General features: G+C 46.3%; 28 protein-coding genes. 15 read left to right on the top strand and 13 right to left on the bottom strand.

Annotated elements, in window-relative coordinates; all coding sequences use genetic code 11:
* Position 1: 1 nt before the first annotated feature.
* Positions 2–334 (top strand): DUF4156 domain-containing protein, encoded by a 333-nt coding sequence (locus H735_RS19915; protein WP_020195519.1) that lies wholly within the window; start codon positions 2–4, stop codon positions 332–334.
* A 37-nt stretch (positions 335–371) separates the two neighbouring features.
* On the opposite strand, the gene H735_RS19910 is transcribed toward H735_RS19915, so the two are convergent.
* Positions 372–659 carry a winged helix-turn-helix domain-containing protein gene (locus H735_RS19910; RefSeq protein WP_005445349.1) on the bottom strand — a complete coding sequence of 96 codons (288 nt, stop codon included), beginning with the start codon at positions 657–659 and terminating at the stop codon, positions 372–374.
* Positions 660–963: 304 nt separating this feature from the next.
* Here H735_RS19910 and H735_RS19905 point away from each other — a divergent pair, with 304 nt between their 5' ends.
* Genes H735_RS19905 through H735_RS19890 form a run of 4 tightly spaced genes read left to right on the top strand, consistent with a single transcriptional unit; the run spans position 964 to position 3,407 of the window.
* Complete coding sequence (locus H735_RS19905; protein ID WP_020195518.1) at positions 964–1,314, top strand: ArsC family reductase; 351 nt, start codon at positions 964–966, stop codon at positions 1,312–1,314.
* 18 nt (positions 1,315–1,332) lie between these two features.
* Positions 1,333–2,469 carry a succinyl-diaminopimelate desuccinylase gene (dapE, locus tag H735_RS19900; protein WP_020195517.1) on the top strand — a complete coding sequence of 379 codons (1,137 nt, stop codon included), beginning with the start codon at positions 1,333–1,335 and terminating at the stop codon, positions 2,467–2,469.
* A gap of 39 nt (positions 2,470–2,508) precedes the next feature.
* A complete protein-coding gene (locus H735_RS19895; protein WP_020195516.1) occupies positions 2,509–3,207 on the top strand; it encodes a M15 family metallopeptidase in 699 nt (232 codons plus the stop codon).
* The gene (locus tag H735_RS19890) at positions 3,204–3,407 is read left to right on the top strand and encodes a DUF2897 family protein (RefSeq protein WP_020195515.1); all 204 of its coding nucleotides are present in this window, start codon (positions 3,204–3,206) and stop codon (positions 3,405–3,407) included. The genes H735_RS19895 and H735_RS19890 overlap by 4 nt, the downstream gene beginning before the upstream one ends.
* A gap of 128 nt (positions 3,408–3,535) precedes the next feature.
* On the opposite strand, the gene bamC is transcribed toward H735_RS19890, so the two are convergent.
* Together bamC and dapA are read right to left on the bottom strand one after the other, a co-directional pair.
* The gene (gene bamC, locus H735_RS19885) at positions 3,536–4,555 is read right to left on the bottom strand and encodes an outer membrane protein assembly factor BamC (protein ID WP_005436864.1); all 1,020 of its coding nucleotides are present in this window, start codon (positions 4,553–4,555) and stop codon (positions 3,536–3,538) included.
* A 66-nt stretch (positions 4,556–4,621) separates the two neighbouring features.
* Positions 4,622–5,500: a 4-hydroxy-tetrahydrodipicolinate synthase gene (gene dapA / locus H735_RS19880; RefSeq protein ID WP_005436863.1), complete on the bottom strand. Its 879-nt coding sequence runs from the start codon at positions 5,498–5,500 to the stop codon at positions 4,622–4,624.
* A gap of 408 nt (positions 5,501–5,908) precedes the next feature.
* Here dapA and H735_RS19875 point away from each other — a divergent pair, with 408 nt between their 5' ends.
* Positions 5,909–6,451, top strand: coding sequence for a glycine cleavage system transcriptional repressor (locus tag H735_RS19875; RefSeq protein WP_005436861.1), 543 nt, complete (start codon positions 5,909–5,911; stop codon positions 6,449–6,451).
* A gap of 16 nt (positions 6,452–6,467) precedes the next feature.
* Entirely contained in the window at positions 6,468–6,938 is a 471-nt protein-coding gene (gene bcp, locus H735_RS19870; RefSeq protein WP_005433058.1) for a thioredoxin-dependent thiol peroxidase, read from the top strand.
* Between the two features lie 64 nt (positions 6,939–7,002).
* On the opposite strand, the gene H735_RS19865 is transcribed toward bcp, so the two are convergent.
* On the bottom strand, positions 7,003–8,073 hold the full coding sequence (locus H735_RS19865) for an AI-2E family transporter (protein ID WP_005436858.1): 1,071 nt from the start codon (positions 8,071–8,073) through the stop codon (positions 7,003–7,005).
* Position 8,074: 1 nt separating this feature from the next.
* The gene (locus H735_RS19860; protein WP_009707396.1) at positions 8,075–8,311 is read right to left on the bottom strand and encodes a sulfurtransferase TusA family protein; all 237 of its coding nucleotides are present in this window, start codon (positions 8,309–8,311) and stop codon (positions 8,075–8,077) included.
* Between the two features lie 270 nt (positions 8,312–8,581).
* On the opposite strand from H735_RS19860, the gene bepA reads away from it, so the two are divergent.
* Genes bepA through H735_RS19840 form a run of 4 tightly spaced genes read left to right on the top strand, consistent with a single transcriptional unit; the run spans position 8,582 to position 11,436 of the window.
* Entirely contained in the window at positions 8,582–10,036 is a 1,455-nt protein-coding gene (gene bepA, locus H735_RS19855) for a beta-barrel assembly-enhancing protease (protein ID WP_020195514.1), read from the top strand.
* Between the two features lie 16 nt (positions 10,037–10,052).
* Positions 10,053–10,403: an arsenate reductase (glutaredoxin) gene (gene arsC / locus H735_RS19850; RefSeq protein ID WP_009707398.1), complete on the top strand. Its 351-nt coding sequence runs from the start codon at positions 10,053–10,055 to the stop codon at positions 10,401–10,403.
* Entirely contained in the window at positions 10,404–10,976 is a 573-nt protein-coding gene (gene wrbA, locus H735_RS19845) for an NAD(P)H:quinone oxidoreductase (protein WP_009707399.1), read from the top strand.
* A 19-nt stretch (positions 10,977–10,995) separates the two neighbouring features.
* Positions 10,996–11,436 (top strand): DUF2069 domain-containing protein, encoded by a 441-nt coding sequence (locus H735_RS19840; protein WP_005436847.1) that lies wholly within the window; start codon positions 10,996–10,998, stop codon positions 11,434–11,436.
* A 143-nt stretch (positions 11,437–11,579) separates the two neighbouring features.
* Here the strand turns inward: H735_RS19840 and H735_RS19835 are convergent, their stop codons facing one another.
* Positions 11,580–12,839, bottom strand: coding sequence for a DUF2066 domain-containing protein (locus tag H735_RS19835; protein ID WP_020195513.1), 1,260 nt, complete (start codon positions 12,837–12,839; stop codon positions 11,580–11,582).
* Between the two features lie 235 nt (positions 12,840–13,074).
* On the opposite strand from H735_RS19835, the gene H735_RS19830 reads away from it, so the two are divergent.
* Positions 13,075–14,328: a uracil-xanthine permease family protein gene (locus H735_RS19830; protein WP_020195512.1), complete on the top strand. Its 1,254-nt coding sequence runs from the start codon at positions 13,075–13,077 to the stop codon at positions 14,326–14,328.
* A gap of 146 nt (positions 14,329–14,474) precedes the next feature.
* On the opposite strand, the gene upp is transcribed toward H735_RS19830, so the two are convergent.
* A complete protein-coding gene (upp, locus tag H735_RS19825; protein WP_005445324.1) occupies positions 14,475–15,101 on the bottom strand; it encodes a uracil phosphoribosyltransferase in 627 nt (208 codons plus the stop codon).
* A gap of 179 nt (positions 15,102–15,280) precedes the next feature.
* Here upp and purM point away from each other — a divergent pair, with 179 nt between their 5' ends.
* The gene (gene purM / locus H735_RS19820; protein ID WP_020195511.1) at positions 15,281–16,321 is read left to right on the top strand and encodes a phosphoribosylformylglycinamidine cyclo-ligase; all 1,041 of its coding nucleotides are present in this window, start codon (positions 15,281–15,283) and stop codon (positions 16,319–16,321) included.
* A gap of 143 nt (positions 16,322–16,464) precedes the next feature.
* Positions 16,465–17,103: a phosphoribosylglycinamide formyltransferase gene (purN, locus tag H735_RS19815; protein ID WP_020195510.1), complete on the top strand. Its 639-nt coding sequence runs from the start codon at positions 16,465–16,467 to the stop codon at positions 17,101–17,103.
* Between the two features lie 84 nt (positions 17,104–17,187).
* On the opposite strand, the gene H735_RS19810 is transcribed toward purN, so the two are convergent.
* Both H735_RS19810 and lpcA read right to left on the bottom strand, forming a co-directional pair.
* Positions 17,188–18,033: a class II glutamine amidotransferase gene (locus H735_RS19810; protein ID WP_005436836.1), complete on the bottom strand. Its 846-nt coding sequence runs from the start codon at positions 18,031–18,033 to the stop codon at positions 17,188–17,190.
* A 61-nt stretch (positions 18,034–18,094) separates the two neighbouring features.
* The gene (gene lpcA / locus H735_RS19805; RefSeq protein ID WP_005436835.1) at positions 18,095–18,670 is read right to left on the bottom strand and encodes a D-sedoheptulose 7-phosphate isomerase; all 576 of its coding nucleotides are present in this window, start codon (positions 18,668–18,670) and stop codon (positions 18,095–18,097) included.
* A 359-nt stretch (positions 18,671–19,029) separates the two neighbouring features.
* Here lpcA and fadE point away from each other — a divergent pair, with 359 nt between their 5' ends.
* Positions 19,030–21,474, top strand: coding sequence for an acyl-CoA dehydrogenase FadE (gene fadE / locus H735_RS19800; protein WP_020195509.1), 2,445 nt, complete (start codon positions 19,030–19,032; stop codon positions 21,472–21,474).
* 105 nt (positions 21,475–21,579) lie between these two features.
* On the opposite strand, the gene H735_RS19795 is transcribed toward fadE, so the two are convergent.
* From H735_RS19795 to dnaQ, 4 genes are all read right to left on the bottom strand, one after another.
* Positions 21,580–21,843, bottom strand: coding sequence for a hypothetical protein (locus H735_RS19795; protein ID WP_020195508.1), 264 nt, complete (start codon positions 21,841–21,843; stop codon positions 21,580–21,582).
* 342 nt (positions 21,844–22,185) lie between these two features.
* Entirely contained in the window at positions 22,186–22,578 is a 393-nt protein-coding gene (locus tag H735_RS19790) for a DUF1353 domain-containing protein (RefSeq protein WP_020195507.1), read from the bottom strand.
* Positions 22,579–22,791: 213 nt separating this feature from the next.
* Positions 22,792–24,042, bottom strand: coding sequence for a TIGR03503 family protein (locus H735_RS19785; protein WP_020195506.1), 1,251 nt, complete (start codon positions 24,040–24,042; stop codon positions 22,792–22,794).
* Between the two features lie 15 nt (positions 24,043–24,057).
* A complete protein-coding gene (gene dnaQ, locus H735_RS19780; RefSeq protein WP_020195505.1) occupies positions 24,058–24,774 on the bottom strand; it encodes a DNA polymerase III subunit epsilon in 717 nt (238 codons plus the stop codon).
* Positions 24,775–24,816: the final 42 nt, after the last annotated feature.

Raw genomic sequence — 24,816 nt, 5'->3', positions numbered from 1 at the left:
CATGCAACGTTATGTGATGATAGGAAGCATCGCATTGGCTTTGATGGGGTGTTCATCACCATCCATACTGTCAACTGAACTAGGTAGTGATGTGCAGATTCGCATTGATAGCCAGTTCAATCCAGATCAATGCGAGTACCTAGGTGAAGTGACTGGCAGCGAAGGACATTGGTATAATTACTTGTTCTACACCAACGATGCCATGATGCATGGTGCGATGGCCGATTTGAAAAACAATGCTGCTTTGCTCGAGGCCGACACCGTTTACATGGTCTCACCTCAAGACTTTGTGACTTCTTTCAGCGTGCTAGGTACTGCCTACCGCTGCCAATAAGCGTTTTCCAGACGTAAAAAAGCCAGCAATTGCTGGCTTATGCACGAAATCCAAGACTGCTAGCGATATCTCCCTCTCGCTCAAGAACCCATTGACTGTCAAAAGGTCCCCAATCCGAAAGTTGGTAATAGCCGTCGTTATGACGTCGACCATCTTGAACGAAGATGAGTTCGATGCCGATCCCCGGTAATGCCTTGAGTACATCTTGAATAGTACGACGAGGCCACCCCGTTCTTTCGATCAATTTTGGTACATTTGGCCTTTCTAGGTTTTCCACCAACAAGGCCAAATATAGCCGCCTTGCAAAAACAGGACTCAATTCCATTGACACCTCCTAAAATTGTGCTGATTCATTATTTCTTTTTTGCTCGGCGAGATGTTGCGTTTGATCAATAACTCGACTTTTCCGTGCTATTTAGCCGAGTTTTTTATCAATCTGATCACCATTTGGTGGAGGAATGAGCTACAAAATAAGCCTGAATAGAGCACTGACCTGTGAAATATTCGCCGCATGATTTTGTCACATTGGTTGCTTCTTGATAGGATGCTTGAACAGCCAAAAACAATGCAAAATCGGGCGTTCCATAGCGCAAACCGATAAGTAAAGTACAAAGAGAAAAGGAAATAATATGACGATCACTATGTTCGGCATCCCAAACTGCGACACGATTAAAAAAGCCAAAAAATGGCTAGAAGCAGAAAACGTTGCTTTTGATTTTCACGACTACCGCAAACAAGGTGTCGATGCGGCAATGGTAGCTGAATTTTGTAACGCACTAGGTTGGGAGCAAGTTCTGAACAAGCGTGGCACGACTTACCGTCAACTGACCCAAGAGCAAAAAGATTCTCTTAACGAAGAAAACGCAATCGCGCTATTAGTAGAAAATCCAGCGATGATTAAGCGCCCAATCTTGAAAGTTGAAGACCAACTTCATATCGGTTTCAAAGCAGACCAATACGCGACCATTTTTAACTCTTAATTTAAGGAACACTCAAGGATGACAGACAGTCCAGTACTGGCACTTGCTAAAGACCTGATTAGCCGCCAGTCCGTAACGCCTGAAGATGCAGGCTGCCAGGAAGTAATGATCGAGCGATTGAAAGCGCTTGGTTTTGAAATTGAAGTCATGGTGTTTGAAGACACCACTAACTTCTGGGCTCGCCGTGGTACAGAAGCACCACTGTTTGCCTTTGCCGGCCACACAGACGTTGTGCCAGCGGGTAAGTTAGAACTGTGGGATACACCACCATTTGAACCGACCATTATCGATGGTTACCTTCACGGTCGCGGTGCGGCCGACATGAAAGGCTCACTGGCTTGTATGGTGGTTGCGGTTGAGCGCTTTATTGCAGAAAACCCGGACCACAAAGGCTCGATCGGCTTCTTGATCACTTCAGACGAAGAAGGTCCATTCATCAACGGTACCGTTCGCGTTGTTGAAACCCTAATGGAACGCGGCGAGAACATCGACATGTGTATCGTTGGCGAACCTTCAAGTACAGAAGTGGTTGGTGATGTAGTGAAAAATGGCCGTCGTGGCTCAATCACTGGTGACCTAACCGTAAAAGGTACACAAGGTCACGTGGCCTACCCTCACCTTGCAAACAACCCAGTTCACCAGTCTTTAATGGCTATCCATGAGCTTGCCACCACTGAGTGGGACCAAGGTAACGACTACTTCCCTCCGACTAGCTTCCAGATCCCGAATGTTTCAGCAGGGACTGGCGCGTCTAACGTCATTCCTGGCGAGTTCAATGTTCAGTTCAACCTGCGTTTTAGCACTGAACTCAGCAATGAAGTGATCGTTCAACGCGTCACTGAAACGCTGGATAAACACGAGCTAGACTACGATCTAAAATGGACCTTCAACGGCGACCCGTTCTTAACTGACACTGGCGCATTGCTAGACGCAGTGGTAGCAGCAGTTGATGAAGTAAACAGCACTAAGCCTGCTCTTCTGACAACAGGCGGTACATCTGATGGGCGCTTTATCGCTCGCATGGGTGGTCAGGTGGTTGAACTTGGCCCTGTTAATGCGACGATTCATAAAGTGAACGAGTGCGTGAAAGTGGACGATCTAGAAAAGTTGACTGACATGTACGAGAACACATTAAAGCATCTGTTAGCAAAATAGCGCCTAAGTGTGTAGCAAGTAGTATTTAACGAGAACACCATGACACCAGAGCAACTTACCGGAATCACTGACTCGCATCTGCAATCCACTTTAGCGGGTCAAAAAGCCTTTATGCTTCATCCAGAGGTCGCAGAGGATTTGCTGCAGATGATTGATGCGGCAAACAAAGCGGGCTTTAAGATGGAAATCGCCAGCGGCTTTCGCGATTTCAACCGTCAAAAAGCGATCTGGAACGGTAAGTTTTCCGGTGACTTAGCCATATTAGATTCTCACTCCCAGCCTCTAGACAAGGCGAAACTCAGTGATGAAGAAAAGCTGATGGCTATTCTTCGTTGGTCTGCCTTACCGGGCGGAAGCCGACATCATTGGGGTTGTGATTTTGATGTCTACGCACGTAACTTGCTACCGTCAGACACACAATTGCAGTTAGAGCCGTGGGAATACTTAGAAGGTCACCAGTTACCTTTCTATCAATGGTTAGCAGCCAATTTAGAGCACTTTGGCTTCTTCTTCCCTTATCAGCAAGATTTGGGTGGCGTTGCCATTGAACCCTGGCACATCAGCCATCGTTCTGTAGGGCAGCAATGCCTAACTCATTTGACGCCCGAAGTTCTGAGAAATCAGCTCATTGAGCAAAATCAGATCGATAACATTGCAGGGATTGACGTCATATTGAATAATTTGGATAAGGTCGTTACCAAATTCATTCACAATATCACGCCGCCGGAGGCTCTATGATCGAACTATTAACCAACCCTTGGGTCATTATCATCATAGTGGTCAGCATCGTGGTGGGGAATATTGCTGCGCTCAAGTACACCGCAAAAATGAAGTTTGGTCAGATGGATAAAGGTCGTAAGAACGATTTAGATAAGCTGAACGAGTTGGATAAAGAACGCTACGGCGAAAATGGTGAGAAGAAAGACGAATCTCGTTAATATCTCATTTGAGCTTACTCTGAACTCAAAGCAAAGTACTGAGTACTCTCATTAAAACTAATACTAAAAAGGGACCAAGAAGGTCCCTTTTGTTTATCTGTGTCTAACTACTTAGCTGTCTTAAGCAATTAATCTTTCACTACCGCAGCCAATACTGGCGCAAGTGATTTCAAGAATTCTTCTTCTACTGGCTTACCAGAAGAGTCAGTAATGTTGATAGAAGTACGGTTACCCAAGTCACCCAATAGGAAAGTGTATTTACCTGCTGCTAGGTCGACTGGTTTCACGCCGATGTCATTCCAGAAAGCATCATCAGGTGATGCGTATTTCGCTGTCACCGTACCTTGAGATTGGCTGCGCTCTTCGATAGTGAAGCCCATCTTCGGCATGATGTCTGGTAGGCGGTTCCACACTACGTTGTATTGAGCACGAGCAATGATCACTGGTAGACCGCTGCGGTCTTTACCCATAGTAATTGGGATGTGCTTCACTAGCTCTTGTGCTTTACGCTGTGCTTCTTCACGAACGTGTTGGTCATAACGAGCAGTAACCAAGTTAGTCATAAACACGTTGTAACGCTCACGGTTAGTACGTGTTACTTCTTTAACTTGATTGCCTTCACGCCAATCAATCAAGCTCACTTTAAAGCCATGGCGACCGTTCATCTCACCACGAGTAATTTCGTAGCGGCTGCCGATTTCCATGTCTTCATCTGGTGAGTTCCAAGTTACCCAACCCGTTTCGATACGATTGTCGGTTTGGTTTTCTACTGGGATCTTGTTCTCAGCAACCATGTCTTGAACGGTTTGCCAAACTTTATCCAATTCATCCTTGCGAAGCAGCCACAGTGTTACTTCACCGTCATTGCTGCGATCTAGGCGAGCACCAGGGATCAATTCCAATACTTGCTGCGGCGGACGAATATCCACTTCTTTACCAATACCACCAGCGTACTCACCTTGTGGGATACGGTAGTTAGGGTAAAACTGAGGAACAGCACCTGCGGGAACACTCCACTCTTCAAGAGGTGGGGTGTTCAAGTACTCGAAGTCGTCTTTTGCTTGACGACGCTGGTTTGCACCACCTGAACAGGCAGTCAATACGAATACAGCTAGTGAACTTAACACTAACTGGCTTGAAAGCTTCATTTATACTCCTAAAACACTGAGGGCTTATTTGCCCCCAGCATGAACTTCAATCCTAGCAACTCAATCTTAATAAATACCGGCGTCGGTTAGCGCCTGTTCCACGACTGGCTGCGATTTTTCAGAAAGTGGGGTCAAAGGAAGACGCAGTTCACCTTCTTCAATCAAACCAAGCTTATGTGCAGCCCATTTTACTGGGATTGGGCTTGATTCAACGAATAGGTTCTTGTGCAGAGTCATCAAACGTTCATTGATCGCTTCTGCTTCGTCGTATTTTCCTTCACTTGCCAAATGGAACATGTCTGCCATGTCCTTAGCCGCGATATTGTTCGTTACCGAGATAACGCCATGACCGCCAAGTTTAACAAATTCTAGGCCAGTCGCATCATCACCACTTAGTAAGATAAAATCTTCGCCACAAAGTTCACGGTGAAGTGCAATTCGGCTTAAATCGCCTGTCGCGTCTTTTAGAGCCACGATATTATCAAGCTTTGACAAGCGTGCCACTGTCTCAGGCAACATATCTACCGCAGTACGACCCGGTACATTGTACAAAATTAGAGGTACGTCACTCGCTTCAGCAATTGCTTTGTAGTGTTGGAACAAACCTTCTTGAGTTGGTTTGTTGTAGTAAGGCGTTACGCTCAGGAAACCCGTAATACCAGAATCAGCCAATAATTTGCTAAATGTCACTGCTTCGTGGGTTGCGTTTGCACCCGTACCAGCAATCACTGGGATACGACCGTTTGCAAACTCAACGGTTTTATTTACGACCTTTACATGCTCTTCAATGGTTAGAGTCGCTGACTCACCAGTGGTGCCAACTGCAACAATACCGTCTGTACCTGCTTCAACATGGTACTCAACAAGCTTTTGTAGACTATCAAAATCTACTTCACCATCTGATTTTAGTGGTGTAATCAGCGCTACGATACTTCCTGAAAACATGTTTATCTCCCTCATTTTACTCTTTCTGCATGGTACTGTAATGCGATTGAAAAACACAAGAGCGTAAACTCGCTTACAAAGTACAAATGAATGAATAATTATCAGTTGTTAGAGGTCTCGCAACTAAAATGTGAATTTTGTTCTCAATCCTAGCCATTCTGATAATTGTGTTTGGTGGCGACATGCCGTGAATAAGCCTAGGCCGCCGCTTTTAATTAGGCGCGGAATATACTCTCTCGTCATGAGGCTCAAGTCAGCGTTGAGTGAATTAATAGAGTACTCAACAATCAAACTGTTCACTTAATCAACAAAGCGTTTTAACAAGTTTAAAAAAAGAACTGACTCGACATTTCTGTGCCGTATCTGTGCTAACATCTCTCTATTGAAGAAAGGACAAGAAGCTCATTTATGAAGCAACATCTGGTACTTACAGCGGTTGGAACGGATCGTCCGGGCATATGTAACCAAGTGGTTAAGCTCGTCACACAAGCTGGCTGTAACATTGTCGATAGCCGTATTGCTATCTTTGGTAATGAATTCACTCTTATCATGCTGCTTACTGGTAACGCCAGTAATGTCACCCGCGTCGAAACGCAATTGCCACTACTAGGTCAAGAACACGACCTTATCACTATCATGAAACGTACGTCAGCACATGAATTGCTCGACAACAGCTACACCATGGAAGTGTTCATTGAATCAGAAGACCGTATCGGCCTTACAGAGAAGTTCACGCAATTCTTCGCCGATAAACAGATTGGTCTAGATTCCCTTAGTGCGCAAACAATCAGTAAATCAAAAATCCAATTAGATGCCGATCAGTTCCACATTGCGATCACCGCTTCAGTGAGCTCTGACTGTAATCTGATGCAATTACAAGAAGATTTCGATGAACTTTGTAATACGCTCAACGTACAAGGTTCTCTGAATTTCATTAAAAACAATCTATAAAGTAAAGGATATAACAATGAATACGCTGACAGCAGGCTCGCCAGCGCCAGCCTTCTCTTTGCTCGACCAAGATGGCAACACCGTTTCTCTCGGTGACTTCAAAGGTAAAAAAGTTCTGTTTTACTTCTACCCGAAAGCGATGACGCCGGGTTGTACCACCCAAGCAAAAGGCCTGCGTGATGTAAAAGCAGAGCTAGATGCGCACAATGTTGTGGTATTGGGCGTAAGTATCGACCCAGTAAAACGCCTTGGTAAATTCATCGAACGTGATGAACTAAACTTCACGCTACTTTCAGACGAAGACCATGCGGTTGCTGACCAGTTCGGTGTGTGGGGCGAGAAAAAATTCATGGGTAAAGTGTACGATGGTCTTCACCGTATTAGCTTCCTGATCAACGAAGAAGGCGTGATTGAGCACGTGTTCAACAAGTTCAAAACCAAAGATCACCACGAAGTGGTTGTGAACTACTTGAAAGAAAACGCGTAAGCTTAACTTTCATCCAAATACCAAAAAGCCCAGCAATCGCTGGGCTTTTTATTGGAATCGATTTCTATTCTTGTATCGGTTCGTTTTCTTCAGTACTTGGCAGTGCGTTCCATACCGCTTTTACTAGTGTCGCCAACGGAATTGCGAAGAAGACGCCCCAGAAGCCCCACAAACCACCGAAGACCAACACGGCAACGATAATCGCCACGGGGTGAAGGTTTACCGCTTCAGAGAAAAGCACAGGGACTAATACATTGCCGTCTAGTGCCTGAATGATGCCGTAAGCAACCAACAACCAGTAAAACTGTGGTGTTAAGCCCCATTGGAACAAGCCAACAATCGCAACAGGCACCGTCACTGCAGCCGCACCGATGTACGGGATAAGCACTGACAAACCCACCGCTACAGCAAGCAATGCAGAGTAACGCAGGTCAAGAATCGCGAACGTCACGTAACTTACGCCACCAACGATAAGGATTTCTAACACTTTACCGCGAATGTAGTTCGAGATTTGCTCGTTCATCTCGTGCCAAACTTTATTCGCTAGCTTACGGTTTTTCGGCAGAATACCACTCGCCATACGCAGCATTTCTTCTTTGTCTTTGAGCAGGAAGAATACCAATAGCGGAACAAGAATCAGATAAACCGCCAGTGTCGCTAAGCTTACCAAAGATGCCAAAGAGCCTTTTACCACACTCTCACCCAGACCAATGGCTTGGTTTTTCGCGTTGGTAACAACGGTTTCTACGATCTCTAGGTTTGCCAGCTCAGGATAACGCTGTGGCAGTGTAGCAATGAATTTTTGCAACCCTGCATACATGTTCGGGATATCGTTAATTAAATTCCCCACCTGAGTCCAAATCGTTGGCACGAGACCAAAGACAGCAATCAGCATCAAACCGATAAAAATCAGAATGACGGTAATGACGGAGAAAGTACGCGGAATACCCAAACGGCACATTTGTGTCACTGGCCATTCAAGTAAGTATGCAAGAACGATCGCCACCAGCAATGGCGCAATCAAATGCCCGAAAAAGTAAATTGTGATAAAGCCGAACAGCAAGATCGCCACTAGGCTCACTGCATGTGGGTCTGAAAAGCGTCGCTTATACCAACGACTTACCATTTCAAGCATCTTATGAAGATTCCTTATTGAATACTGTCAACGTGAAGTGTTCCGGCGAAGTTTGGCAATCCACCGCATACCCTTGGTTAAGTAAATACTTCACGATATCGTGTTTAGAGCTTTTATCCACCACTTGAATGACAAGCTGATGATATTGCTGTGTTTCTCCCTGAAACACATCTGCAGCGTGACGCTTAGCAAGTAACAGTGCCATAGGGCAGCGTTGCTCGCGCAAATCGAGTAACATGGATTCCATTGTATTGCTCTGCACTTGTGATAGGGTTGTATTGTAACGGCTTTTTGAGCTGGTGCTAGTGATTTAAGCGTAGACGACAAAGACTTTATAATTCAAAATTTTAACATCTTGTAAGAAGTATCTACGAAACCAATCCGTTTATTTTCGGTCTTATAGCTAGCATATTCATCCCATAAGGATGACCATAATGCATGGTGGTCATGCTGAGAGGAACTCGGCACCTAACCCATGTTTCGGTATTTTGGAGAATCTTTAAACCGTATGTTAAAACGCACTCGCTCGCTAGTTTGTTTATGCCTTGCTGCTGCATTGAGTACACCAACACCTATTTACGCCAATAGCCTTGATCTCCCTGATATTGGTACGGCAGCTGGAGGCACTCTGACGATAGATCAGGAGTTGATTTATGGCGACGCTTACATGCGTATGCTCAGAGCCAGTAGCCCTATTGTTAGCGATCCCGTCATCAATGAATATATTGACACACTTGGACACCGTTTGGTTGCCAATGCGAATGACGTAAAAACTCCGTTCCACTTCTTTATGATCCGTGACCGCAACATCAACGCATTCGCCTTCTTTGGTGGTTACGTTGCCCTGCACTCGGGTCTATTTTTGCACGCTCGTACTGAAAGTGAGCTTGCCTCTGTTGTGGCGCACGAAATTGCCCACGTAACACAGCGTCACCTTGCGCGAAGCATGGAAGAACAAGCTCGTCGCTCGCCAGCGACTATGGCAGCACTCGCTGGTGCATTGCTACTCGCCATTGCATCTCCAGAAGCTGGGATGGCAGCCGTGACGGCAGCAACAGCCGGTAACATGCAGAGCCAAATCAACTACACCCGTTCCAACGAAAAAGAAGCCGACCGCTTTGGTATTGCAACCTTGGCGAAAGCAGGCTTTGACGTACAAGCAATGCCGCGCTTCTTTGGCCGCCTAGCGGATGAATACCGTTACGCGAGTAAGCCGCCACCAATGTTGCTGACTCACCCATTACCTGAAGATCGTATTACCGATAGCCGAGCGCGTGCGCGTGCTTACCCGCCAATGCGTATCATGCCTTCGATTGATTACCATTTGACGCGTGCTCGAATCGTTGCGCGTTATGCGGGTATCGATGGACAAGCGGCAATGGGTTGGTTTAATCGAACTCAAAAGAAAGCCTCTCCTGAGATCATCCCGTCTTTTGATTACGGTCGAGCGCTCGTTCACCTAGACAACAAACGTTTGAGTGAAGCTGAGCCACTTCTGAAAAAGCTGCTGCAACAAGACCCTGGCAACCCATTCTATTTGGATGCCATGACCGACTTGTACATCGCGCAGAAGAAGCCACAAAAAGCAGTTGATATGCTGAGCAGTGCGCTAAAACGCAACCCGCAAAACAAAGTGCTGACCATCAACTATGCTAATGCTTTGCTGGAAGCGAATAAGAATGAAGAAGCCGTGCGCATTCTTCAACGCTACACGCACGATAACCCAGAAGATACCAACGGCTGGCACCTTCTATCAAAAGGTAACCACGCACTGGGTCGCAATGACGAAGAACTCGCCGCTCGCGCAGAAATTTTAGCGCTGCGTGCAGGATGGAATAAAGCCATTCAATATTATTCTGAAGCAAGTAAAATTGCTGAACTGGGCAGCTTAAAACAAGCACGATACGACGCTCGTATCGACCAGTTAATGATCCAAAGAGATCGATTCATGGCATTACAATAACGAAATGGAGAAAACCATGTCAGTCGTGATTTATCACAACCCTCGTTGCTCAAAAAGCCGTCAAACTCTAGAACTTCTAGAGCAAAACGGTGTTACACCAGAAGTCGTTAAGTACCTTGATACACCACTTAATGTGGAACAACTCAAAGCACTTTACGCTCAACTTGGTTTCTCTTCTGTACGCGAAATGATGCGTACAAAAGAAGACATCTACAAAGAGCTTGCTCTGGGTGAAGCGTCAGTGACAGACGAGCAACTGTTCGAAGCAATGGCACAAAACCCTAAACTGTTTGAGCGCCCTGTTGTGGTTGCCAACGGCAAAGCGAAAATTGGTCGTCCACCAGAGCAAGTACTGGAAATTCTATAAATGGATTGCCAGATCCTCATTTTGTATTTCAGCCGTCATGGCTCGACAAAACAGCTGGCAAGACAAATAGCAAGAGGGGTCGAATCGACTCCTCATTGCGAAGCGATTTTGCGTACAGTTGAAGAATTGTCACCTCACTCACATACCCCTTCCGATCCAATTGTTACTCTAGATGAGTTGAAGCAGTGTGATGGCCTCGCGTTTGGCAGCCCAGTATGGTTTGGCAACATGGCAGCACCGCTTAAGCACTTTTGGGATCAAACCACACCTTTGTGGGTGAACGGCGATCTTATCGATAAGCCAGCTTGTGTGTTTACCTCATCGTCCTCAATGCACGGTGGTCAAGAAACCACGCTGCAGAGCATGATGACCCCACTTCTGCATCACGGCATGATGGTGTTAGGAATCCCTTACTCAGAGCCAGAACTGCATACCACCCAATCAGGTGGAACCCCTTATGGGGCAAGCAGTGTAGGACAAGAACCAAGTCTTACGGCAGAAGAGATTCGCCTCGCACAACAATTAGGAAAACGACTGGCGACCGCAGCGAAAAAGCTCAAAGGAAGTCAGTAAGCTCAAGGATAAGAAATCGATGTCTGACATTATTGACCAACCACCTCTTAGCACCCGAACCCAAACCTATCGCTACATGGCGCTGTTCGGCAATTTGGCATTGTTAGCTTGGGTTGCGATTTGGCAATTAGCCCTCTCCCCTCACCCGCACCTAAGCAGTACCACGCTCGCTATCGCATGGTGTATCCCGCTACTTTTACCATTGCCGGGTATTCTTGCAGGTAAGCCATACACGCACGCATGGGCAAACTTCGTCTTGATGCTGTACTTCTTACACGCACTGACAATTTTGTATATCGATGGTGGTGAGCGTTGGTTAGCTGCTGTGGAACTGCTCCTTACTTCACTCGGCTTTGCAGGTAACATCTTGTTTGCACGAGCGCGTGGTAAAGAGTTGGGGTTGAAGCTAAAACGTCTATCTCAAGTGGAGAAAGAAGAGAAAGCTAAATTCAATAAATAGCAATTTCAATAAGTAGCTAGCCCAATACGTATCTGGATGATGAAGCCTCCAGTTTTCTCACTCCCAGCAAGAAATACCAAACAATAAAAAAGAGTCGCACTTGGCGACTCTTTTTTTGTTCAGCTTGTTGTTCGGCCTAATGCTTAGTTTAGGTCTTCAACCACATCCGTTTCTAGCACTGGTGCAATCTCTGAGTTTTCTTCAGGCTCGACAGGCGTGCGAACTGGCGCATTCCATTTGTAGATCAAGTCGTACTGCTCTGGTGCAGGCTTCACTACGGCAGGCTGTTCTGGTTGCGCAGTCTCTGTATTTAGATCGACCACTTCCGCTGCTTGAGCGTCTTCTGTCGTTGCTGGCAGTTGTGTTGGCTCTTCAGGTAATTGGGCCGGTACAACTTCTTTCATACCAGCCATTGGATCTTCCGTTACTTCCAAAGAACGAATAGAAGAGACTTCTTGCTCAAACGCTTGTTGAGAAGCCAATAGATGGATAGTCAAGGTGACTTGATTGCCTTGAATACGCTTAATTTCAGCACCTGCAACCGAGCTCAACTTTGTTAGTGAGTTTTCTAGCTCGAAGAAATCCATAGCAGAGGAAACGCTAAGCACTTTCACATCAATCGCTTCTGATGATTTGCTAGAAACGACGACAGCGCTCTTCTTCGCATAGTAATCGGCAATGCCACCAACCATTGCTGGAATCGCATTTGCGCCAGACGCAGAGCCACTACGTGGAGATTGTTTAGACTCAGAAAGCTGGGCTGGAGATTGGTCGTACAACGTCCAACGAATCTTATCGCCTTGAACACGAACAATCAGTACCGCATCCACAGGGTAACGTTGGCTCGCTTGGCTGATAGGGTCAACAAAGTCGCCCCATAGATCAGAAACGTTCACGCCTGTTACATCATCGAAATCACCCACTGGCATCGTGATTGGAAGACCACGTGCTTGTGCAGCATCACGAAGGGTCGCTGCACTCGTTGAATCTGAATGCTCCCATGTAATCGTACGATCGTAGCCTTGCTCTTCTACCATCCAAACCAGAATATTCGCACGGTTTGGTGACCAAAGAGGAAGCTGAGCTTGCGTTAGTAGTGAGCGGATCTGGCCACTATTAAACAGCATTTTTAAGCTGCTTTGACCATCAATTTGGCCATAGCCAAGTTGGGAAATATAGCGAGAACTTGAACCCACTGCTTTCTTAATTACTGGGTTGCTAAGGGAAGATTGGCTGCCTGTCGCACGCACAATCACATCTTGCATACCTTGTTGACGTGCGAGTTCTTCGCCGTCTTTTTGCTCACCGTCGATCGCCACTTCGGCACGATAGATATCTACCTGAGTTAATGCATAAACTGGCAGAGACAACCAACCTATCAATAAGAGAGCTAAATAGCGCATAGTTTTCATAATCCTCTGAACAAGAACACGCATGATAAGCAACTATCAAACCTTGAGCAAGAAGAGTACTGAGTGAATTGTTTGTATTCTGACCAACTTAAAAGGCCCGCATGAAACTAAACATTCGCTGACCTTATAAATCCACACAAAAGTTTGATCTAGGCAACATTGCAATCGATTGCTAGATGATAAGATTCGCCGGATTTGTCTGCGTATCTTTGAATAGGGAATTATTATGAAAAATGCGTTACAAGGCGCTCAGATGCTCTTTGTCGCTTTTGGTGCTCTCGTACTTGTGCCACTTCTGACTGGCCTTGACCCAAACGTTGCTTTGTTTGGTGCTGGTGTCGGTACTCTTCTTTTCCAACTGATTACTAAACGTTCTGTTCCAATCTTCCTTGCCTCTTCTTTCGCGTTTATTGCTCCTATCATGTTCGGTATCCAAACTTGGGGTATCGGAGCAACCATGGGTGGCTTGATGGCTGCAGGTTTGGTTTACGTTGGCCTTGGTGCGATGATCAAAGTGCGCGGTGTTGGATTCATCCATAAGATTCTTCCACCTGTCGTGGTTGGCCCTGTAATCATGGTGATTGGTCTTGGCTTAGCACCAACGGCTGTAAACATGGCGGTTGGTAAATCAGGTGACGGCGCAATTCAATTAGTGAACGGCGACGCAGCGATTATCATCTCCGCAGTGTCATTGCTAACGACGATTGCCTTAAGCGTATTCGCGAAAGGCTTCCTAAAACTGGTTCCTATCGTCGGCGGTATCTTGGTAGGCTACACTGTGTCTCTATTCTACGGCGTGGTCGATTTCACTCCGGTTACTCAAGCGGCTTGGCTAGCAATGCCAAACTTCACCGCGCCTGAATTCAACATCAACGCTATCTTATTCATGATCCCTGTAGCCATCGCTCCTGCGGTAGAGCACGTAGGTGACATGCTAGCGATTTCTAACGTAACGGGTAAAAACTATCTGAAGAAGCCAGGTCTTCACCGCACTATCGCGGGTGACGGGGTAGCAACAATTGCTGCTTCTATGGTTGGCGCGCCACCAAACACGACTTACAGTGAAGTAACCGGCGCGGTAATGCTAACGAAAGCATTCAACCCTGTAATCATGACATGGGCAGCAATCACAGCCATCGTACTTGCGTTGGTTGGTAAGCTAGGTGCGACTCTACAAACGATTCCAGTTCCAGTTATGGGCGGCATCATGATTCTACTGTTCGGCTCTATCGCAACAGTCGGTCTGAACACACTGATCAAGAACCACGTTGACCTTCACAAATCACGTAACCTAGTGATCGTAGCAGTAACGCTAGTGTTTGGTATCGGCGGCATGGCTTTCGGTATTGGCGAGTTCAGCCTACAAGGTGTGAGCCTATGTGGTATCGTGGCTATCATTCTTAACCTAGTGCTACCACACGACCTTGGTGAAAACCACGTGGTGGATAACGCACAAATGGAAGAAGAGAACGCGAAGTAATTTGCAAGTGCGGCTTAATCGAATTAAGTCGCCTTTCCTACTCTCGCATCTCGTAACTAGCTTCTACATAACAGATGCAAAAAAGGCTTGGTTTTCACCAAGCCTTTGTTCTTTCAATTCAGTAATAATCTAGCACCAAGCTCAAATTATTTAGTACCGAAGATCTTGTCACCTGCGTCACCAAGACCAGGAACGATGTAGCCTTTGTCGTTTAGCTTCTCATCGATTGCTGCTGTGTATAGCTCAACGTCTGGGTGAGCTTTTTCTAGCGCTTCAATACCTTCAGGAGCAGCTACAAGAACAAGTACTTTGATTGCCTGACAACCTTTCTCTTTTAGAAGATCGATTGTTGCGATCATAGAACCGCCCGTTGCAAGCATTGGGTCAACAACTAGAGCAATACGCTCGTCGATGTTAGAAGCAAGCTTGTTGAAGTAAGGTACTGGCTCAAGTGTTTCTTCGTCACGGTAGATACCAACAACACTGATACGTGCACTTGGCATGTGCTCAAGTACGCCGTCCATCATGCCAAGACCAGCACGTAGGATTGGCACTACTGTCACTTTCTTACCTTTGATTTGGTCAACTTCTACAGGACCGTTCCAACCTTCAATGGTTACTTTTTCTGTTTCAAAGTCTGCTGTCGCTTCGTAAGTAAGTAGGCTACCGACTTCTGTCGCTAACTCACGAAAACGCTTCGTGCTGATGTCACCTTCTCGCATTAGACCAATTTTGTGTTTTACTAGAGGGTGTTTAACTTCAACAACTTTCATTTCCATCTCCGGCTTTTTTGGCAATATTTAAACAAACCTTCAGATTATACATGATTTTTGCAGGGATATCAGGATAGATCACTAAAGAAAAAAACCGACGCAAACGTTTGCTATCTGTATTTAACCACTGGTAGAATAGCGCCGTTTTCATATCCAACTTAAAAACCGAGGACTTCCCTGTGAGTGGTAACAACTCTTCTCTTAGCTATAAAGACGCTGGTGTAGATATTGATGCAGGCAACGCGCTTGTAGATCGTATTAAAGGTGCGGTTAAGCGTACTCGTCGCCCTGAAGTGATGGGTGGTATCGGTGGTTTTGGCGCACTGTGTGAATTACCGACTAAATACAAACAACCTGTACTGGTTTCTGGTACTGACGGTGTAGGTACAAAACTTCGTCTAGCACTGGATATGAACAAGCACGACACCATCGGTGTAGACCTAGTCGCGATGTGTGTAAACGACCTAATCGTGCAAGGTGCTGAGCCGCTATTCTTCCTAGATTACTACGCGACTGGCAAGCTAGACGTAGACACAGCAGCAGATGTGGTTTCTGGCATTGCTGATGGCTGTGTTCAAGCAGGCTGTGCACTTATCGGTGGTGAAACTGCTGAAATGCCGGGCATGTATGAAGGCGAAGACTACGACGTTGCAGGCTTCTGTGTTGGCGTAGTAGAAAAAGAAGACGTGATTGACGGCACGAAAGTAGCAGCAGGCGACGCACTAATCGCTGTAGGCTCAAGCGGTCCACACTCAAATGGTTACTCGCTTATCCGTAAGATCCTAGAAGTATCTGGCGCAGATAAGAACGAAGAGCTAGCAGGTCGTACTATCGGTGAACACCTACTAGAACCAACTAAGATTTACATCAAATCAGCACTGAAGATGATTGAGAAGCACGACATCCACGCGATTTCTCACATCACTGGTGGTGGTTTCTGGGAAAACATCCCACGCGTACTACCTGAAGGCACGAAAGCTGTTATCGATGGTAGCAGCTGGGAATGGCCAATCATCTTCAAATGGCTACAAGAGAAAGGCAACGTTGAAACGCACGAAATGTACCGTACGTTCAACTGTGGTGTTGGTCTAGTCGTTGCACTACCAAAAGACCAAGCAGACGCAGCGGTTGCTCTTCTTCAAGAAGAAGGCGAAAACGCATGGGTGATTGGTGAAATCGCTCAAGCAGAAGCCAATGAAGAGCAAGTTGAAATCCAATAACTTGCGAATCAAGCTCAAAAAATAAAAAGAATGAGGACGCCATGTCCTCATTCTGCTATCTGGAACATCGAAAACCATTCTAATAGTAGGTAATTTAGTGATTAAGCACGTCAAACCTACAGTATCAAGGCAGTCTCAATATCATGAAAAACATAGTGGTCCTCATTTCGGGTAACGGCAGTAACCTACAAGCAATACTTGAAGCCTGTGAAGCCAACATGCCAAACGCACAAGTGGCAGCGGTTTTTTCCAACAAAGCTGATGCCTACGGTTTGGAGCGTGCAAAACAGTTTGATGTGAATGGTCACTTTGTCGATCCTAAAGCATTTGAATCTCGTGAAGACTTTGATGCCGAACTGATGAAGCAAATTGATGAATACCAACCAGATGTGATTGTACTGGCAGGTTACATGCGTATCCTCAGCAGCGCGTTTGTTTCCCATTACCTGGGTAAGATGATCAACATCCACCCTTCTCTATTGCCTAAGTATCCGGGTTTACACACCCACCAGCGTGCCATTGATGCCGGAGACAAAGAGCACGGCACCAGCGTTCACTTTGTCACAGAAGAATTAGACGGTGGTCCTGTTGTGCTGCAAGCTAAAGTACCGGTGTTTGAAGACGATGATGCCGATGCACTTGCCGCACGCGTGCAGACTCAAGAGCACAATATCTACCCAATGGTGACTAAGTGGTTAGTCGACGGGCGATTATCGATGACTGAAGGCAAAGCGTATCTCGATGGTTTTGAGCTAAGTGCTCACGGCTACGCCGACGAGTAGTTCTCAACTCCAAACACCAAACGCAAAAAGGCAGCTATCAAGCTGCCTTTTGTTTTATTCGAATGTTTTACTGCGAGAAAGCCATCACTCCAACGGCTCAGTCGGCGCTTGATTACCCGGCTTCGGCGCGGCAAACGGTACATCAGTTAGCGCTTCGGCGTTGTTCAATATCAACTCACCAACATGGAACAAGCCATACTCACCCGGCTTCATTCGATGCCAAGTCTCATTGCCCGTTAAAGGCTGAGTCGCAATCACAGAAACCACATCGTTTGGTGTCGTCTCTTCTTGGAAGTTGATTTCTACATCTTCATCCAACAGCGCTGCCTTGCCAAATGGTGCTCGACGCGTGATCCAGTAAAGATGGTTGGTACAGTAAGTCATCACAAACTCACCGTCGCTGAGCAGCATGTTAAACACGCCCTTTTCTTTCAACTTATCGCAGCACTGGGCAACATAAGCAAAGACCGCTTCCATATCTTGAGGAGGCTCAGGGTATTTGTCTTCCATCTGCTTGAGTAGCCAACAGAAAGCCATCTCACTGTCGGTTTCTCCGACCGGACGGTGGCGACCCGTATACAAATCTTGGTAGTCAGTTAGCTGACCATTGTGTGCAAAAGTCCAATAACGTCCCCAAAGCTCACGCGTAAACGGGTGTGTGTTTTCTAGATTCACGCCACCTCGGTTTGCTTGGCGAATATGGCTGACCACCGCACGACTTTTGATCGGGTAGTTTTGCACTAACTCAGCAATTTTCGAGTCACAACTTGGGTTTGGATCTTTGAAAGTACGGAACCCCTTTCCTTCATAGAAAGTAATTCCCCAGCCATCACGATGCGGGCCAGTGCGACCACCGCGCTGCATCAAGCCTGTAAAACTGAAACAAATATCTGTAGGAACATTTGCGCTCATGCCGAGCAATTCACACATGGTTTAACGAACTCCTTACCTTAAAACACAACTAAGCCAGTATTCGGCTTAGTTGTAAATCTTATTCCATCTCTTTTTCGATCAACTGAATGATGATGTGAATGATCTTAATGTGCACTTCTTGGATACGGTCTGCGTAGCCAAAGTGTGGTACGCGGATCTCGATGTCTGCAAGACCTGCCATTTTACCGCCATCTTTACCCGTTAACGCGATAGTCTTCATGCCTTTCGCTTGTGCCGCTTCAATCGCTTTTAGGATGTTGCCTGAGTTGCCAGAAGTCGACAAACCAAACAGAACGTCACCTTTGCGGCCTACTGCTTCTACGTAACGAGAGAATACAAAATCGTAACCAAAGTCGTTACTTACACAAGAAAGGTGGCTTGGATCTGAAATAGCGATACCAGCGTAACCTGGGCGGTTTTCACGGTAACGACCTGTTAGCTCTTCTGCAAAGTGCATAGAGTCACAGTGAGAACCACCGTTACCGCACGACAACACTTTACCATCTTGCTTGAATGAGTCAGCAATCATTTTCGCTGCCGCTTCGATTTGCGCGATGTTGTGGTCATCACTTAAAAACTTATTCAGAACTTCAGCAGCTTCGTTTAATTCACTTCTAATCAGATCTTGGTACATAAGACGTTCTCTTTATTATTTCGGCCACAGCGGAGCGTTTCCGCTTCTCACTTGGCAAATTGTTCTGATGCTAAATTCACACCGGACAGTTCATTACTCTGAGTTTACCCACAAACGAGAATTAGTGTCGATAGCGATCCAACAGATTTGGATTCATCGCGGTAATAAACTTGTTAACTTGCTTACGAAATCATCACCCAACTCCCAACTTTAGAATTTTAACTCTACTTAGATCACTTTTTACTCAATCTTGGGTTTTACATTTTATTAATATTTTGATTACACTTATGAGAACTGGTTAGACCTCTTACCAAAATACAGACGTACAACATAATTAAAGTCTGAAAAGGAAAAAACATATGGACATCTTGCTCTCAATCGTAGCGATGACAGTTGTATTAGGCATTACGCTTTACCACAGAATGTCACTCGTGAAATCCGTCAGTCTGCTAACTGCTGCCATGCTAGCACTGACTATCGCAGGCTCAGTTGGTGTTATTGGCTGGGCACTTTACGTTCTTGCTGTTGCAGTGTTCGCGGTTTCTAGCATTCGCCAATCCCTCATTAGCCGCAAAGCACTCGTTATGTTTAAGAAAGTCCTGCCTGCTATGTCTCAAACCGAGAAAGAAGCATTGGACGCAGGTACAGTTTGGTGGGAAGCCGAGCTATTCAAAGGCAAACCTGAATGGCAAAAGCTTCACGCAATCAAAGCGCCTAAGCTGAGCAAAGAAGAGCAAGCTTTCCTAGATGGCCCAGTAAATGAAGTGTGTGCCATGGTGAGTGACTTCCAAGTAACGCACGAGCTGGCTGACCTTCCACCAGAAGTGTGGCAATACCTGAAAGACAACAAATTCTTCGCCATGATCATCAAAAAGAAATACGGCGGCCTAGAATTTTCTGCATACGCGCAATCTTTGGTACTGCAAAAACTCACTGGCGTATCTGGCGTGCTGTCTTCTACCGTTGGCGTACCAAACTCGTTAGGTCCTGGTGAACTTCTGCAACACTACGGTACAGAAGAACAAAAAAATCATTACCTACCGCGCCTAGCAGAAGGTAAAGAAATCCCATGTTTCGCACTGACTAGCCCAGAAGCAGGTTCCGATGCGGGCTCTATCCCAGATTACGGCGTGGTATGTAAAGGCGAATGGCAAGGTGAAGAAGTCCTTGGTATGCGTCTAACTTGGAACAAGCGTTACATCACTCTAGCGCCAGTCGCAACGGTACTTGGTCTTGCATTCAAACTACGTGACCCAGAAGGCCTACTAGGTGACCAAGAAGATCTTGGTATCACCTGTGCTCTAATCCCAACTGACCTTAAAGGCGTTGAGATAGGTAACCGTCACTTCCCGCTTAACGTACCATTCCAAAATGGCCCAACTCGCGGTAAAGACATCTTCGTACCGATGGACTTCATCATCGGTGGCGAAAAAATGGCAGGCCAAGGCTGGCGTATGCTGGTTGAGTGTCTATCGGTTGGTCGTGGTATCACGCTACCTTCAAACTCAACAGGCGGCATCAAAACAGCGGCTATGGCAACAGGCGCTTACTCACGCATTCGTCGTCAGTTCAAACAGCCTATCGGTCACATGGAAGGCGTGGAAGAGCCATTAGCGCGCCTAGGTGGTAACGCCTACGTAATGGATGCAGCAAGTAACTTAACCGTAGCGGGTATCGACCTAGGTGAAAAACCTTCGGTTATCTCAGCTATCGTGAAGTACCACTGTACGCACCGTGGTCAACAAAGCATCATCGACGCGATGGACATCGTAGGTGGTAAAGGCATCTGTATGGGTCCTTCTAACTTCCTAGCGCGTGGTTACCAAGGCGCGCCAATCGCGGTAACTGTAGAAGGTGCAAACATCCTAACTCGTTCAATGATCATCTTCGGTCAGGGCGCGATTCGTTGTCACCCTTACGTACTTGAAGAGATGAACGCGGCTTACTCTGACGCTAGCGATGCGGTTGAGAAGTTCGACAAAGCACTAGCTGGTCACGTGAGCTTCACCATGAGTAACCTAGTGCGCAGTATTTGGTTTGGTCTAAGTGACGGTCTAGGTTCTTCATCACCAACCAAAGACGCAACCAAGCGTTACTACCAACAATTGAACCGTTACAGCGCAAACCTTGCTCTGCTGTCGGATATCTCGATGGCAGTACTAGGTGGTTCGTTGAAACGTAAAGAGCGTCTGTCTGCGCGTCTTGGTGATATTCTAAGTCAGCTATACCTGAGTTCTGCAACATTGAAACGCTTTGAGCAAGATGGCCGTCCTGTTGAAGATTTGCCATTAGTACATTGGGGCTTGCAAGACAGCTTGAAGCAAGCTGAAGCTGCAGTTGATGAGTTCCTAGCGAACTTCCCGAACAAAGTGATTGGTCGTGCACTACGCGTATTGATCATGCCATTTGGCCGCGTACGTAAAGCACCAAGCGACAAGCTAGACAGCAAAGTAGCTCGTATTCTACAAACGCCAAGTGCAACACGTTCACGTATTGGTCGTGGTCAGTACCTAGAACCAACGGAACACAACGCAGCAGGTAAGATTGAGCTGGCACTGTCTGTGATTCTTCAAGCTGAGCCTGTGTTTGACAAGGTATGTAAAGCACAGGGTAAACGCCGTCCATTCATGCGTTTGGATATGATTGCTCAAGAAGGTCTAGAGCAAGGCTTCATTACTCAAGAAGAAGCTGATTTGCTGAGAGAAGCAGAACAGCATCGCCTAGATACCATCAACGTAGACGATTTTGAGCCAGAGCTATTGGCCGCAAAGCCGCTTTACCCTCAGATGGAAAACGTCGCTTAAGCGGATGATGGCTTAAACGATAAATAGGAAAGCAAAACGGGAGCCGAGGCTCCCGTTTTTTATTGAATCTCTGCTTCGCACAACACGGCGATCGCAAAGAAGCGCTTATTGTTCGTTATCGTCTTCAACAATAAACGACTGTTCAATTCTGCGCAGTTCTTCCTGCTCTTTCAGCTTAAGTTCTTCTTGAAGCGTCGCTCTGCGTTCGTTCAATGCTTTCTTTTCTGACTTAGTTAAGAACTTCACCGCTTTTTTGTTTGCCAATGCGTACGCAACGACATCTTCACCTTTTTCACGGCGCTCACTCACGCGTTGTGAGAAACGTTCGTTGTCACGTGCTTTACGTTCAGCTGAAGTTAATTTACTCATTTTTGTGCCTTTAATAAGAATACAGCAGCCCAGTTGCTGCCCTCAGGTAAACAAATGAGAAGTCATTCATATAGCTGATAGCGAGAGTCTAACATAGATACGTAAAGGAACAGCGAAGTGATTGAGTGTGCAAAGTAGGATCTACTACCGAGTACTCTGTAGAGGGTGAAGAAACAAACGCCCCAGCGCGCTGACATTAGATTATTAGTCTCACTGGAGCTCGCTAGAATGACAGTTTATTTTTAGTTATCAGGTTACTACACGCACAGTGTTCCTAGGTTTTCGTCATTTTGAACAGTGAGGAACGAACATGATTCAGAACCTCTTACCAAGAGAGCTTAACTAGGCAGACAAAAGATCCGGTTTAGAAAAGAATCCGCCAAATACTCTGACTCCGTAATAGATGTACGTCGCTCTAAAATTCGACATGCCATGTTCAAGGCATATTTGACGCAGAAGCCTATCCGCTTGCTCTCGACTGCTTTGCGGCAATACTTCCTCCCTCATGAGCTGATACAACGCATCATGCACCAAAGACGCCTTGAGGATGTTCTTGGTATCAATCGCTGGGCCACTCGCCCCATCCCATGAGTAACCTTTCTTAATCGTCAGCAACCCTTGCTCAGATAGACTCAGAAACGGACTATCAAAAGGCTGTGCGAGGGTGATACCGGTTTCAATCTGTTCTTCGGAATGAAGGTTATATTTGTACGTCCGACGTTTTTTGTACTTCATCAGAGACCTCCTAGTCACCTAGCTTCTTTGAGATTTGGAGCTTAAATCTTTCACACACTCAAATCAGCTTTAACCCACTTAGTGAATACCACGAATGATTTTGCAAATTGAACCGATATTCATAACCTTCGCCAAGAGTGTCACAAAATTAGATGCACCATAAAAAGTAAAACGGAGCCAATTGGCTCCGTTCTATAATCAAAATTCTGCGCCCTACTTCTTAGGCACTTCTAATTGCATCTCTGGCATGGCTTGGCGTTTAGCTTTGAGCTTGCTCCAGATAATCCAGAATAGAATCACCAGAATCAGTGCGATGACGTTGCCGATGACAATGATGATCATGCTACGTTTACGTTCGGCTTCGCGCTCGGCGATGATGCGTTTTTCCATTTCGATGCGGCGTTGCTCGGCGATCTCAGCTTCTTTCGCTAAGCGTGCAGCTTCGAGATCCACTTCATCGACGACGCTAAATGACTGCTCTTTGATTGGGAAGACTAATGAGCGCTTGGTTGCTAGGTCTGTGGCAAAGACTTCACCATGCCATGAGTACTTACCTAACTCTGGATCGTTATCCATCTTAAGCGTGGTTTTGGTACCGTCAGCAGACACTTGACCTTGGCTGTAACTAATAAAGCCATCTGGTGCTTCTTGCTCGACGTTCACGGCAATGGATCCCGGCGTGATCATGCCTTGCTCACCACTAACCACCAGCTGGTGTGGTTGGTCTGCATGACGCGCTTGAATAAAGGTGCGTGTGATTGGCGATGGGTAAACCAGTACCACTTGCTCCTGAGCTCGTAAAAATACGCCATTGCCCGACGTAATACGTGCACGGTATTTACCCGGCTCGATATCAATTGGCAGTTGAACGGTAAACACACCGTCGCCAGCTTTTTCATCTAGCCCGCGGCCATCATCAGCAAACTCGCCAATCACCATAGGTACAGGACGCGCTTCTTTGATCAGTTCGTCTTCGTTTTCTACAAATTTAGTGAAGGTGACGCGCAGATTTACGCGGTCTAGGAAATCACGCAGTACGAGCGGCTTATCGTCTGAAGTCAAACGTGCGGTAAACTTGAGCGCTTCATTCTGATAAAGGCGATTTGGGAATACATCTGTGCTGAGCTTTAAGTGTGAGATCAGACGAATGTTGTTTTTCGGGGTAACTTTTCCGACGGCCTGCCACGGACCTGGCATGGGTTTATCTATCGAAATAATATCGAGGGAGGATTCTTGATACCAACGAACGTTGTCGTAGGTGCCCCAAGCGTAATACTTTTTACCGTCAGGGCGGACAAGGACGACAGGCTGAGAGCTCTGTTCACGATAAACCAAAAAAGTAATCTGTTCGATGGTAGGATCGACACGAAAGCGGTTATCTAACAAAGACATGGCGGACTCGCTCGCGGCAAACGCGAAACAACTCCAGAACGCTAAAATAGCGACTGACAAAGCCCTCAACATAGTCTCTCCTATCTACTACCAAATACTGTCGTTCACCAGTTCGAGTCTTTTCTGGTGTGCTTCTACTTCATCGGCAGTTGCACGCAAAACCTTTAGCGCTTTTCTTCCTTCAACACGACGAATGCCTTCCGCTTCACCGTCTTTTTTATTGGCATTAAATTCGAGGCTTGTTTGTCCACCGGTCATCAGTAGGTAAACGTCGGCTAGAATCTCCGCATCGAGCAATGCCCCGTGGAGAGTACGGTGTGAGTTATCAATGCCGTAACGTTCACACAATACGTCGAGGTTGTTTCGCTTGCCCGGGAAGATTTTCTTCGCCATGGCAAGGGTATCGGTCACCTTACAGAAATCATCCGTTTTACCGATGGTCGGATCGAGCATTTCAAACTCGTAATCCATGAAGCCTGTATCGAAGGGCGCGTTGTGGGCAACCAGCTCGGCGCCTTTAATGAAATCTAGAAACTCTTGGTGTACGGCAGAGTATTCTGGCTTATCGACCAAGAATTCATCCGTAATACCGTGGACGCCAATCGCGTCTGGTTGGATTTCACGGTCAGGCTTTAAGTAGACGTGAAAGTGACGACCAGTCAGCTTACGGTTGATGATCTCCACGGCACCAATTTCGACGATGCGGTGACCCATGTAGTGAGGACCACCTTCTAGGTTCATACCCGTGGTTTCGGTATCGAGAACGACAATACGATTATGTTCAGAATTGCTGCTGGTATTCATAAGGTTATGTGTGTCAGACTATGCTTTATTAAATGTTTCGGC

The organism is Vibrio owensii CAIM 1854 = LMG 25443, from assembly GCF_000817815.1.
GTDB classification, from domain to species: Bacteria; Pseudomonadota; Gammaproteobacteria; order Enterobacterales; family Vibrionaceae; genus Vibrio; species Vibrio owensii.
This window is presented reverse-complemented; position numbering and strand designations above follow the sequence as displayed.